The 12,482-nt window shown below is 45.3% G+C and carries 11 protein-coding genes and 1 pseudogene; 8 read left to right on the top strand and 4 right to left on the bottom strand.

Annotated features, from left to right (window positions below):
• Positions 1–101: 101 nt before the first annotated feature.
• The 4 genes and pseudogenes from EPX21_RS23550 to EPX21_RS18480 form a co-directional block, all read left to right on the top strand.
• A pseudogene (locus EPX21_RS23550) lies at positions 102–326 on the top strand (DUF1801 domain-containing protein); the annotation flags it as partial.
• Between the two features lie 36 nt (positions 327–362).
• Complete coding sequence (locus EPX21_RS23545; protein ID WP_370451015.1) at positions 363–584, top strand: YdeI family protein; 222 nt, start codon at positions 363–365, stop codon at positions 582–584.
• A gap of 68 nt (positions 585–652) precedes the next feature.
• Positions 653–1,228, top strand: a complete 576-nt coding sequence (locus EPX21_RS18485; protein WP_134091152.1) for a Crp/Fnr family transcriptional regulator — start codon at positions 653–655, stop codon at positions 1,226–1,228.
• A gap of 67 nt (positions 1,229–1,295) precedes the next feature.
• Positions 1,296–1,739, top strand: a complete 444-nt coding sequence (locus EPX21_RS18480; protein WP_134091151.1) for a carboxymuconolactone decarboxylase family protein — start codon at positions 1,296–1,298, stop codon at positions 1,737–1,739.
• A 159-nt stretch (positions 1,740–1,898) separates the two neighbouring features.
• Here EPX21_RS18480 and EPX21_RS18475 read toward each other — a convergent pair whose 3' ends face one another.
• Genes EPX21_RS18475 through EPX21_RS18470 form a run of 3 tightly spaced genes read right to left on the bottom strand, consistent with a single transcriptional unit; the run spans position 1,899 to position 5,122 of the window.
• Positions 1,899–2,864, bottom strand: a complete 966-nt coding sequence (locus tag EPX21_RS18475) for a family 43 glycosylhydrolase (protein ID WP_134091150.1) — start codon at positions 2,862–2,864, stop codon at positions 1,899–1,901.
• A 51-nt stretch (positions 2,865–2,915) separates the two neighbouring features.
• The gene (locus EPX21_RS22985; protein WP_206106110.1) at positions 2,916–3,080 is read right to left on the bottom strand and encodes a hypothetical protein; all 165 of its coding nucleotides are present in this window, start codon (positions 3,078–3,080) and stop codon (positions 2,916–2,918) included.
• A gap of 11 nt (positions 3,081–3,091) precedes the next feature.
• A complete protein-coding gene (locus EPX21_RS18470; protein WP_206106109.1) occupies positions 3,092–5,122 on the bottom strand; it encodes a hypothetical protein in 2,031 nt (676 codons plus the stop codon).
• Positions 5,123–5,284: 162 nt separating this feature from the next.
• Between EPX21_RS18470 and EPX21_RS18465 the strand changes: the two genes are divergently transcribed.
• From EPX21_RS18465 to EPX21_RS18450, 4 genes are all read left to right on the top strand, one after another.
• Positions 5,285–5,641, top strand: coding sequence for a DUF2200 domain-containing protein (locus tag EPX21_RS18465; RefSeq protein ID WP_134091149.1), 357 nt, complete (start codon positions 5,285–5,287; stop codon positions 5,639–5,641).
• Positions 5,642–5,647: 6 nt separating this feature from the next.
• The gene (locus tag EPX21_RS18460; protein WP_240768728.1) at positions 5,648–8,239 is read left to right on the top strand and encodes a GH92 family glycosyl hydrolase; all 2,592 of its coding nucleotides are present in this window, start codon (positions 5,648–5,650) and stop codon (positions 8,237–8,239) included.
• Between the two features lie 125 nt (positions 8,240–8,364).
• Positions 8,365–9,171, top strand: a complete 807-nt coding sequence (locus EPX21_RS18455) for an AraC family transcriptional regulator (protein ID WP_134091148.1) — start codon at positions 8,365–8,367, stop codon at positions 9,169–9,171.
• A gap of 71 nt (positions 9,172–9,242) precedes the next feature.
• A complete protein-coding gene (locus EPX21_RS18450; protein ID WP_134091147.1) occupies positions 9,243–10,178 on the top strand; it encodes an NAD-dependent epimerase/dehydratase family protein in 936 nt (311 codons plus the stop codon).
• 52 nt (positions 10,179–10,230) lie between these two features.
• Here EPX21_RS18450 and EPX21_RS18445 read toward each other — a convergent pair whose 3' ends face one another.
• Positions 10,231–12,396 (bottom strand): FtsX-like permease family protein, encoded by a 2,166-nt coding sequence (locus EPX21_RS18445; RefSeq protein WP_134091146.1) that lies wholly within the window; start codon positions 12,394–12,396, stop codon positions 10,231–10,233.
• Positions 12,397–12,482: the final 86 nt, after the last annotated feature.

The following is a 12,482-nucleotide window of genomic DNA, read 5'->3' as shown; positions in this document are numbered from 1 at the left end:
ATAATTAAATCTAACGTTTTTGATGAAAACACTCCTTAAGTTTTTAAAATATCGTGTCCACTTTTTGCTGACGATTTACACTCGACTGTCAGCTAAACGAAGAATTAAAATGGGGAAACCCCTGCTATACCTATGGCGGGAAGAATATCGTTTTAATACATGGCTTTAAGGAATACTGCGCATTGCTGTTCTTTAAAGGGGCTCTGTTAAAAGATCCGGATGGTATACTCATTCAGCAAACCGAAAATGTTCAATCTGCGCGGCAGATCCGTTTTACAAATAGCAGCCAAATAAAAAAGCAGGAAGCCCTCATTAAAACTTATATTAAGGAAGCCATAGCAGACGAAAAGTCAGGCTTGAAAGTGACTTTAAAGGAGACTTCCGACTATCCTGTGCCAGAAGAATTTCAAAGACGATTAACCGAGGATGCGGGTTTACGAAAGGCTTTTCATGCCTTAACTCCCGGAAGGCAACGAGCTTATCTTTTTTATTTCGGTCAACCCAAACAATCCAAAACGCGGAACGCCAGGGTTGAAAAATATATTCCGCAAATCCTTACAGGAAAGGGCTTAAATGACGAATGACCATAGTAGGAGCCCGCTATGGGAATACAATTCATTTCCGTTAGCGATCTAAAGTAATAAATAAGAAAATGTTCCAGATTTTTAAAGCCCATTTAGATAAATTCATCACAATAAGTGAAGAAGAGTTTGTCGCAATTTCTCGATTTTTCGAAGCAAAGTCGGTGAAAAAAAAAGAAAATTTACTTGAAGAGGGGCAGCACTGCAAATCAAATTATTTTGTGTCAAAAGGACTTTTACGGAAATTCTTTATCAACGAAAAAGGTGTAGAACAGACAACACAATTCGCTATCGAAAATTGGTGGATGACGGATGATTTCGCTTACGAACATCAACTGAAAACAGCTTTCTATATCCAGACGGTGGAAGACACTGATTTACTTCATATCCGCAAAGACCGGCAAAGTCGACTTTTAGAAGAACATCCTCTAATGGAGAAATATTTTCGCTGTATATACCAGCGAGCTTATGCCGCGACACAAATGCGGATAAAATTTTTGTACGACTTTTCAAGGGAAGAACTATATCATCACTTTTGCCGGAGCCAGCCACAATTTTTACAGCGGGTACCACAATATTTGATCGCTTCTTATCTAGGTATCACGCCTGAATATTTAAGCGAAATCCGCAAAAGAAACGTTTCTTAAACCAGTTTAATTTTTTTTGGTTTTTGGTTTTTCAACTTCGTATCGTTAAACTTTTAAATCAAAAGCAATGGAAAAACGTATCAGTATCAACGCTGTAGATCCGCAGGCCTTCAAGGCCATGTTTGCGTTGGAAGGCTATCTGACAAAAGCCGAAATTTCGCCAACCTTAAAAGAACTAATTAAAATCCGCGCCTCACAAATCAATGGCTGCGCCTATTGTATCGCTATGCATACTAAAGACGCTTTGGAGAATGGCGAAAGCAATCAACGTATCTTTTTAGTAAGCGCATGGCGGGAAGCTACCAAGTTCTTTACAGAAGAAGAGCAGACAGCTTTGGCAATGACTGAAGAAATTACACTCGTTCATCAAAAAGGCTTAAGCAAGGAAACCTATCAGAAGGCTGTTTCAATTTTTACCAAAAGCCAAGTTGCACAAATCATTATGGCTATCGTGACGATTAATGCCTGGAACCGAATTGCGGTGAGTACCCATCAGGAAATTGAAGCGTAGGAGTTTTGCATTTCAAAAAGGAGACTGCCTGCATTTAGCAGTCTTCTTTTTACCATTTTTTTGACGATCGAGCATTGATGCCCAGAGTCGGATAAATTGTACACCGTTAGTTTTTTTGTCAGCATATCGCTTTTGACAACTAATATGTGGCTAAGGTGATCATTGCGTATGCGGCCATTGATCTCCTTTCCAATCTAATTTTAAGTTCGATAAATACCAAGATTTACCGTCACCGGTATTATTGCCCTGGTAGAATAACCAATAGTTGCCTTCCCGATCTTTAAAAATATCCGGATGCCCGGATTCGGCAGCATTCCAACTGCCCGGTTTTCCGTTGCTTAAGAAAGGTTTATCAGACATCCTTTCCCAGGTGATGCCGTCTTTACTGCGAGCCACACCGATTTGCTGCGGTTCGTTGTTGTAAGCGCCGGCATAAAACATGTATAGGTAGTCGCCTTTTACGAGGCAGGAAGCACCTTCTACGCAATTTTTTTCCCAAGGGAGCGAAGGCGCTAAAATAGAAGAATCTGTCAGTTGTGTCCAATCATCTCTATTGAAATTTGTACCTAATGAAGCCGATGCTACACCCTGTTTCTGAACCTGAAAAGCTTGATCCCGTGTTGCAAAATAGAGCAAGTACTTTCCTTTAAATGCCACCACTTCGGCATCTATGGCGCGACCGCAAGTCCAATCGCCTTTCGGACTGAATATGGGATTTGTAGTATTTCTGGTAAAATTTAAGCCGTCTGTCGAATAGGCATGACAGATGGCATCGCGAGCACCATTGCCGTAGGTCTGATAAAATAGATGTACGGTGTCGCCACGGACAAGCGCACCCGGAGCACAAAGGCCATTCTTTTCATAATTTGCGCCCGGCTTTATTTCTCCTACTTTTTGCCAATTGCTCAGATCCTTGCTGCTGGCGACCCCGATATACCAGCCCGCTCCATCTTTGCCCGGAACGGAATAGTACATCCAATATTTATTTTTGAAGGAGATAATTTTAGGGTCCTTAGCTACCGGATTTCCGGAACTTGAATCCGTGTAGTACATGACGGGTTTTTGGGCAAGCGACGTCCCTAGGGTAATAAAAAGACTTATAATTGTCAGGCTTATTTTCTTCATATTGATTTATTGATGTTAATACGGTTAAAAGTTTGAAAAGCAATCCCATACTCACCAATCCAGTTTGACGTGCACCCCTTCGGGATCATTTTCAAACTGAAGGAAATAGGTGTGGGATGAAGTATCCCAGGACGCTTTAACATTATTGATAGATTTTCCTTTGGAGTCCATTACCACGAATCGACTCGGTTCAAGGGGCAGGAGGACACGCATCACATTGGTGGTGTTCAACGGACTTCGACAGGCAAATGCATAACTATTTGCGCTGATGTCCTCGTCGTAGATCCGCAGGCGGAAGCGAGTACCTGTGGCTTGGACGGCTCTTCCACTCGGTCGAGCCGATATAATAAAGCCTGTCGGCCCGGAGGAACGATCTTTTGACGAAGTACAGGCAGTTCAGGGTCATAGAGGTCGATTACCGGCCCCTCAATTGCGAAAGGACTAGCATCGTCATTTTCATCCAAAACGGCAGCGATATCGTAGGGCCCTCTTTGTACGTATAGCTGATTCTTAAAAATCAGTTTTTCGGCCGACTTCTGCTCGTATAGTGCTTTGACCACCTGAATGAATTTCTTGTCGCCACCTTCCGTCAGCACATATTCTTTGGGGTCTTTTCGCAGGATAGCTACCCTTCCCTTTCCGTAGGTATACTGCCCATCCGGAGCGCCGGCGGCGATACCCATCTGCTGAAAAAGATGATCGGAAGGACGCTGGTAATGATTCTTTCCCGTATTCCACCATTCCTGAACGGTCTGGTAAGGATCCTCGTCGCGGCCGCTATATATCAGCACCCCGCCTTCTTTAACCCATTCGGCGATGTAAACATGGCCCTCGGCTGCCATCGGTTTCATATTAGAATAGGTCATTAAGAGCACTTTTGTATCCTTTAAGGTTTCTTTATAAGATACATTTTCCAGGTGGGCCGTCTTCACCGGAACGCCGCGCTTTAAAAAAGGCAAGGCCTGACCGTATAAATTGGCCAGCTGCGGATCCTCATAGCCGTTGTGTGTTGGGAATCGCTGGAACATCAGTGAGTTGGCCATGAGTACACTGATACCGGAGCTGCCCGATACTTTATTCCCGGAAGCTGGCATGTTATTTAGCGTATTGATCATCACCTGCATCTGCGTGGAATAGTGGCGTGGGATTTTTGCCTTTTCTTTGCTGCCCTTGCTAATGGGGTACAGACCTTCGTAAATGCGGTCGGGCCAGGGCATCACCTCGTAATTGGCAATGTGAGGATACAGCAGCTGGGCTGTAAAGGTAGCTTCGTAGTTGTTTTTGTAGTCTATCCAGTCGCGGGCACGATCTTCAATCGGATCCGTAAGGAAAAATAGCTTTCTGCCGGTAGGAGCTGTCATGGATTCCATAGCACCGTATTCCAGAAAAGCGGTTTCGAATACCCGTTCTTTTTCCTTTCCATTGAAATAGTTGGGCTCACGGGAAGTGCCGGTCCACACCTGCGCGATATATCCGTCTACGCAATCCAGCGAGGCGAGGCTTGCTTCCGGGCTTACGATCTGCCACTGCGAGTAATTGACCAGCGAGTGCGTAGGTACATAGCAACGTACATCCATGCCTTTGCTTTTTCCATAGGCCTTGGCGTAGGTAAAAACTTCCTTCAGCGCGTTATAATATAGTTGATATTTCAGCTTGTTGGATAAGTAGGTGTTTTCGGGCGATTCGTGCTGGGGGCGCCAAGGAAAGCCATAGTATTTTTGCCATTCCCTCTTAAAAGCTTCACTGTACCCTGCCCGTGCCCAGAATTCGGGTTCTTCCATGTAGATGGCGTCAATCCCTGCATCGATCACACGCTTTACATGTTTCTCTTTTATGTACTTCAGGTAGTTGTCGGTCGGCACAATATAGGGAACCATATGTCCATGCCAAATGGTGTCGCCGTTCTGTTCTACTTGTCCTTCATCCAAATGACCTTGTCCGTCCCATTCGCCCGTGAAGTAATCTTGGTATTCTCCCCAGGCGATTCCCGTCATGAAATGGGTGGTATAGCCACGTTCGCGCCAGGATTGTACGCGCTCCTCAAACGATTTGCCTTTACGTTTATCGGAGGGGTTTCCACCGACACCGTAAACCATGGCAATGTCAGCTTGCACGTCAGTAACCGGCTTCCAATGTTGCGAAGTCTGAAAACTGGTTTTCTCCCGCTTTTTTGTTTTCTCCCGCTCATCTGGCCATGTCATGTAAAGGAAAGAGCCTGCGGCCAGTACGCAGCATAGTAGGATTGTTGTTTTTTTCATCGGTATCATCTTATAACGGCGATGAAGCTTTGAGTTGTTTCCTTTTTGTGGGCGGCAACTCCTAGAGATCATCAGAATAAAGGTTTTAAAATCGTTGCGATGGTAAGATACAAATAAAAGCTAAGTCAAAAAACATTAACTTAGCAATTAAAAGTTGTTGACATGAATAATAATTTTTCCCGAGTTTACCGGATGTCTTTTGCCAGTGTTTATCCCCACTATATCCAGAAAGCGGAAAAAAAGGGTCGTACGAAAGCCGAAGTCGATGAGATTATATTTTGGCTAACAGGATACGACGAACAAACCCTGCAGCAACACCTCGACGATAAAACCGACTTTGAGACTTTTTTTGCACAAGCGCCACAGATCCATCCCAATGCTTCCAAAATTACCGGTGTCATTTGTGGGCACCGCGTGGAAGAAATCGAAGACAAACTCATGCAGCAAATTCGTTATTTAGATAAGCTGATCGATGAATTGGCTAAAGGGAAGGCAATGGAGAAGATTTTAAGGAAATAAATGTTTTTGAACAAAAAACAAAAATCCTATTTTAAAGGTTTGCTGGCCGATAATGCTGCCGCCATGGATACAATTATGAACCATCAAGAAGATAATGGCTGGCTAAAGGCTAAGACGGATGATTATAAGGAAGTGGTAACGCCGTCAACGCGTAAGCAGCTGGAGATAGAAATGCAACGTCTACGTGATGAAATGTATCGCGTAAACAAACCCAAAAAAACATCGAGTTACCTTAACGGCTATTTAGAATATATGAAAATACGTCGCATCTTATACGCGCTTTTCTATAACTTGTTCGTGCTGCTGCTTAGCACTGGATGTGGAACAGTTAATCAGGCAGAAAAATCAGACATCGTAGATGAAGTAAATCCATTTATTGGCGCTAGCACCAGCGTTGGAGTAGCTGGAGTGTACCACGGGCTAGGAAAAACAATTCCCGGCGCAACGACGCCTTTCGGAATGGTGCAACTTGGCCCGAATACCATTACCGGTGGAGATAACGGTTCGGGCTATAGCTATGAACATAAGACCATCGAAGGTTTTGCCTTTACCCAAATGAGCGGCATCGGATGGTTCGGTGATTTGGGCAATTTTTTAGTGATGCCCAGCACCGGGCCACTGAAAACCAATGCCGGTGTAGAAGGGAAGAGTGCAGGCTACCGTAGTTTTTATGATAAAAGTAGCGAACAAGCCTCGGCTGGCTATTATGGGGTGAATTTAACTGATACACACATTAAAGCTGAAATGACGGCTGCTCCGCACAGTGGCCTACTGCGTTTTACCTTTCCGAAGCATGCACAGTCGCGTATACAGATCGATCTGGCCCGACGTGTAGGAGGCACCGCAACTGCTCAGCATGTTCGTGTGTTGGACGATCGTAGTATCAGTGGTTGGATACGTTGCACACCCGATGGCGGGGGCTGGGGCAATGGTGATGGTAAGGCTGACTATACAGTTTACTTTTATGCTGAGTTTAGTAAGCCCTTAAAAAATGTAGGTATTTGGCGTGCCCAAATTCCCGATAGCGCCCATCGCAAACTGGAAAATGTAACGGCCGATTACTATCAGGAATGGATTACTCATGCGGAAGTAGTGGACGGCTTGAAAGAAGCGACTGGAAAGCATATTGGCTTTTATACTACCTTTGCCACTGCCCATCAGGAGCAAGTATTGATGAAAGCAGGCATTTCTTTTGTAGATGAAGCTGGCGCAAAAAAGAATCTGAAAGCAGAGATCAAAGACTGGGATTTCGATGGATTGCACGAACAAGCCCGCAAACGCTGGTCAGATGCCCTAAGCAAAATACAAATCAGTGGTGGTACGGACGAGCAAAGAAAGGTGTTTTACACCGCACTGTACCGAACGATGATTGATCCGCGCACCTTACAGGATGTGGATAGTCGTTTCCCTGGCGGCGATGCTAAGATTCATCAAGCACAAGGCGAGCACACTCGGCGTACCATTTTTAGCGGCTGGGATGTGTTTAGAAGTCAGATGCCCTTACAAAGCTTAATTAATCCGCAGGTAGTAAGCGATCTGATACAATCGTTGACCGATCTTGCTACGGAAAAAAAGCTACCCTATTTTGAACGCTGGGAAATGATGAATGCCTATTCGGGTTGTATGATCGGTAATCCGGCCGTAAATGTCCTTGCTGAAGCGTATACCAAGGGAATTCGGAATTATCCCGTAGATCGCGCTTACCAATTGGCTGTAGGCTCCTTAGACAAATTTGGTAATGGACGTTTAGGTTATACATCTGGCAACCTGGGAATTTCTTTAACCTTGGAATATGCCTATAACGATTGGTGTCTGAGTGTTTTAGCCCAACAACTGGGAAAGAAAGATGATGCCGAACGTTATGCGCAAGATGCGTTTGCATACCGAAACCTATTTGACGCGGACAAAGGCTGGTTCCGGCCGAAAGATGAACAGGGTAATTGGTTGCCTTGGCCGACGGAAGGCAGGGAAAAGGAGTGGTACGGCACGATAGAATGTAATCCCTACCAGCAGGGATGGTTTGTTCCACATGATATTTCCGGTTTGGCAAGGCTTTTAGGGGGAAAGCAGCGAATGTTGCAAGACTTGGAATCTTTTTTTGAAAAGACACCTGAGGACTTTCACTGGAATGCTTTTTATAATCACGCCAATGAACCTGTACACCATGCGGCATTTTTGTTTAACCACCTGGGTAAGCCTTCCTTAACACAGCAATGGACGCGTAAAATATGTACGCAAGCTTATCATAATGCTGTAGAAAAAGGTTTGGTAGGAAATGAAGATGTCGGACAGATGTCGGCTTGGTATGTTCTGGCTGCAAGTGGTATACATCCCATCGCGGCAGCCGACGGCCGTTATGAGATCACTAGTCCGCTCTTCGATAAAATAGAAATTCGTTTAGACCCTGCATACGCTTGTGGTAAGGCATTTACCATTATCGCCGAACATAATTCGCCCGAGAATATCTATATTCAGTCTATTCAGTTGAATGGTAAGCCTTACTATAAGAGTTTTCTAACACATGCCGATATTATAAAAGGTGGGGAGTTGCGCTTGGAAATGGGGAATAAACCGGTTAATACCTTAGCGGCAGATTAATGCCAGCATCAGCGTGTGAGGTCATAAGACGGCGACAGAAACCGTTTCCTGATCGCCAATTTGATACGACCGCTGTTTAATATGAAAATAAAATCGTAACTTTATTAGGAAAATATTGTTGTGCCATGCGTGATGAAGCGCTTACAAGTTACCGAATAGCCGTTGCGGAAAAATATGCAGAAGTGTTGACCCATTTTTATGTCGCGCGGAATGATAGTGCTCTCCCTGTATCAAAAACGCTCGTTCCCACTTTTCAGGCTATTTTGGTTTTCAATTTTGGCGAACCTGCCCAAGTGATATTGGAGGGGAGTCAAGAAATCCATGGCGGTAAATGCCTTGTCTTCGGACCTGTCAAAAAACAACTGACTTACCTTGTTCAGCCCGGAAGCGAGCTGTTGGTCGTCAACTTTAAGGACGACGCCTTCTACCGTTTTTTTGGCAACGCCCTGGCAGGAGAACAGGTGCCGGTACATCCTGATGCGCTACTCGATACTAACTGCTTTGAGCAACTGTGGCATCGATTGTCCCTGATGAAGTGCGTTGAGGAAAGAATACGCCCATTACTCGATTTGTGTGAACCCTATCTTAAAAACAGAAATCCTATTGCTGCGCAACTTGCAGATTTCAGCGACGAAACACAAAACGAAGTCAAAGCGGTTGCAGCGGACATGCAGATTAGCGAACGTACGGTCCAGAAGGCCTATAAAAAGCATTTTGGCTTCACCTCCAAAGAAAAGCAACGCTATCAGCGTTTCCTTAGGCTTATTCGAGCGTTGCATAAGGCCAAGGAAATGGTCGACTGGCAAAATATTGCCTACCGTTACGGTTATTACGATCAAAGTCATTTAATACACGACTTCAATTATTACCTGGGCGTCAGCCCCGAACAATACCTGAAGTCCCGAGAGGATATGTGTTTGGGCAATCTGTAGTTCACCGCTTCGTTTTCTTACAATTTAATAGTGCCGTTGCACGATACTTTTGACTTACAAAATGTAAGACGATGAAACTACACACGATTTTAGGTGCCAATGGCACCATTGCTCAGGAGCTGCTCCCCGTATTGTTGGCCAATAATGAAAACGTTCGCCTCGTTTCGAGAAACCCCAAAGCAGTTAAAGGCGTAGAAACGCGAAAAGCCGATGTGTTGGATTACGGTCAATTGGCGACAGCTTTGGAAGGCTCATCGGTGGTTTACCTGGTCATCGGTATCCAATATGATCACAAGATCTGGCAACGGGATTGGCCGGTGATCATGCGGAATGTGATCGATGTCTGTAAAGCCAATGGGACAAAGCTCATTTTTTTTGACGATGTGTACATGTATGGAAGGGTAGAAGGAATCATGACGGAAGAAACGCCATATCGGCCTTGTAGTAAAAAGGGGAAGGTACGGGCAGCGGTAGCCCGAATGCTAGAGCAGGAAATGGAAGCAGGAACGGTGGAGGCCGCCATTGCCCGGGCGGTTGATTTTTACGGACCGGGCGTAACCGACAAAAGTGCTGCGGGCATCTTGGTTTTCGCTAATATGAAAAAAGGAAAGCGGGCTCAATGGTTTATTAATGCCGATGTACCCCGTTCTTATAACTATACGCCTGATGCCGCCAGGGCACTTTACATGCTGGCTACACATCAAGAGGCCATGGGGCAGGTTTGGCACCTCCCGTCGGTGCAGCCCGCCTTAAACGGCAGGGAATTTATACGGCTTGCCGCTACTTATATGCATGCTTCAAACAAAGTGACCGTATTGCCCAAATGGCTGTTGAAGGTCATTGGATGGTTTAATCCTTTCATGGGGGAGGCCTATGAAATGAATTATCAGGACGCCTACCCATTCCAGTTTAGCTCTGCCAAATTCGAAAACACCTTTGGCTTCAAACCCACACCCTATGAAGAAGGGATTCGAAAGACCGCAGAATGGTATTTGCATAATGGTTAACTCTCCTCTTTATGACACCGTTGATATTCCATAGTGCCTGACATGTGAACGGCTATTCTTCGCGTAATGATTTAACCGGATTTGCCATGGCCGCGCGGATGGCCTGCCAACTGACAGTGAGCATCGCTATGACGACGGCAGCCAATCCTGCAAAGGCAAACACCCACCACTGGATATTGATGTGATAGGCAAAATCGGCTAACCATTTATTCATAGCCCACCAAGCTACCGGTGTTGCCACGAGAATAGCAATCAACACCAATTTAACAAAATCGAATGTTAACAGGCGTACAATACTGGCAATTGATGCCCCTAGCACTTTCCGCACACCAATCTCTTTGGTACGCTGCTGGGCGGTGTAAGTAGCGAGTCCCAATAAGCCTAGGCAAGCGATAAACAAGGCCAATCCGGAAAACGCAGTAAATAACCTACGGAAACGGAAATCCGCTTCATATTGCCGATTAAAGCTAGCGTCAAGGAAACTATACAAAAATGGGCGATGTGGTGCTAATTTCGCCCATATCCTTTCCAATTTGGCCAAGGTTTCCGGTACGGTATCGCTTTGCACCTTCAGGGTAAGAAACTTGCTGCTCGTCGGAGCGAGTCGAAGCGCCAGTGGTTCCACTTTTCGATGCAGCGAGAGGTAGTTGAAGTCTTTTACTACGCCGATCACTTGGCCTTCGCGACCCCATTGCGAAAATCGCTTACCGATAATGTCATGCGGATCGGCATATCCCCAACTTTTGGCTGCGGCCTCGTTGATAACGAGGGAATGTGCGGTATCTGCCGGAAAGTCCCGCGAATACGGTCTGCCTGCCGCCATCTCGATGCCGAAATGTGAGATGAAATCCACATCCACCTCATAGAGGGATGGACCTAATTGCGTCATTGTGCCCTCCTTGGATTCAATTTCAGTGCCGGCATTTGGAAAATAGGCACCAGGCACGGTGCGCGAAGCGGAAATCGAAAGCACCTCTTTTTCCTTCAGAAAGGTACTCTTAATGGCTTCCAGCTTGTTGGTTACCTTATCGTCATAGTTAAAGTCGATTACCAGCATCTGCTCTTGCTTAAAGCCGAGATTTTTACGTTGTAAATGATTCAACTGAGAAAATACTATAAAGGTGCCGGCGATCAACGCAATGGAAAGGCCGAATTGAAAAACCACCATCCCTTTACGTAAGGTAGCACCTTTTGCGGTCGTCTTAAAAGTACCTTTAAGGACTGTCACGGGTTTGAAACCAGCCAATATCAAGGCAGGGTAACTGCCTGCCGTGATACCCGTAATTGCTACGATCGATATAAAGACTGCTAAAGTGCGCCAGTTGAGTAAGGTCGTCAAAGCAAAATGTTTTCCAGCAAAGACTTCCATTGTTGGTAACACGGCAAAAACAATTGCTAAGGCCAGCATCGCAGCTATGAGCACCAATAGGAGCGACTCGCCCATGAATTGAAAAATTAAGCCCTTGTGGTCGGCGCCTACCACCTTCCTTACGCCCACTTCTTTAGCCCGTTCCATGGAACGTGAGGTTGCAAGGTTCATGAAATTAGCGCAGGCAATGCATAAAATGAACAGCCCAATGATGGCGAAGATGTAGAGATTTTGAACGCTTCCGGTTATCCCCGGTTGCCTGTCTGCCTTAGACTGCAAGTATGCTCCGAGCATCGGTTCAAACGACATGGTATAGATGCCGTCATTAGATGGAAGATGTCGCTTTAGGAAATCAGGAATTTTGGCAGACAGTTTCTCAATATCATATTCTTCAGGAACGAGAAAATAGGTGTAAAAATCGACATATCCCCACTGGTCGAATACCTCTGGCCAAGATTGCTTGAATGAGCTCATAGACATTAACGCATCAAAGGTGAAATGCGAATTAGCGGGCACGTCTTCCATGATTCCCGTAACAGTATATAAGCCTGGGGCTGCACGTCCACCGGTAGCCCCCCCTTCAAGGGTCTTGCCGATGGGATTCTCTTCGCCAAAATATTTCTCAGCCGTGCTCTCGGTCAACACGGCGGAATATGGAGCTTTAAGCGCTGTTTCAGGGTCGCCCGCGATTAACTTCCAACTGAATACCTCAAATGCCGTTGAATCCATAAAGAATACACGATCTTCTTGAAAAGCCTTTTCTCCATACTTTAGTAAAAGGGGAGCCTGACCGGAAAACTGTACCACTTTTTGGACTTCCGGAAAGTCAGCCTTTAGAGCAGTGCCCACTGGAGCATGTCATGTCCTAAAAAAAGTAGACACTTTTATTGTTGTTGATTAAGATGTTGGAATGTGGGAAACTCCAGAGGAGTTTT

The sequence above is a fragment of the Olivibacter sp. XZL3 genome (genome assembly GCF_004368405.1).
In the GTDB taxonomy this organism is placed as follows: domain Bacteria; phylum Bacteroidota; class Bacteroidia; order Sphingobacteriales; family Sphingobacteriaceae; genus Olivibacter.
This window is presented reverse-complemented; position numbering and strand designations above follow the sequence as displayed.

Coding starts and splice junctions, on each gene's coding strand:
- EPX21_RS18450 (WP_134091147.1), top strand. CDS start 9,243: ATGAAACTACACACGATTTTAGGTGCCAATGGCACCATTGCTCAGGAG.
- EPX21_RS18480 (WP_134091151.1), top strand. CDS start 1,296: ATGGAAAAACGTATCAGTATCAACGCTGTAGATCCGCAGGCCTTCAAG.
- EPX21_RS18470 (WP_206106109.1), bottom strand. CDS start 5,122: ATGAAAAAAACAACAATCCTACTATGCTGCGTACTGGCCGCAGGCTCT.
- EPX21_RS18475 (WP_134091150.1), bottom strand. CDS start 2,864: ATGAAGAAAATAAGCCTGACAATTATAAGTCTTTTTATTACCCTAGGG.
- EPX21_RS18465 (WP_134091149.1), top strand. CDS start 5,285: ATGAATAATAATTTTTCCCGAGTTTACCGGATGTCTTTTGCCAGTGTT.
- EPX21_RS18455 (WP_134091148.1), top strand. CDS start 8,365: ATGCGTGATGAAGCGCTTACAAGTTACCGAATAGCCGTTGCGGAAAAA.
- EPX21_RS18485 (WP_134091152.1), top strand. CDS start 653: ATGTTCCAGATTTTTAAAGCCCATTTAGATAAATTCATCACAATAAGT.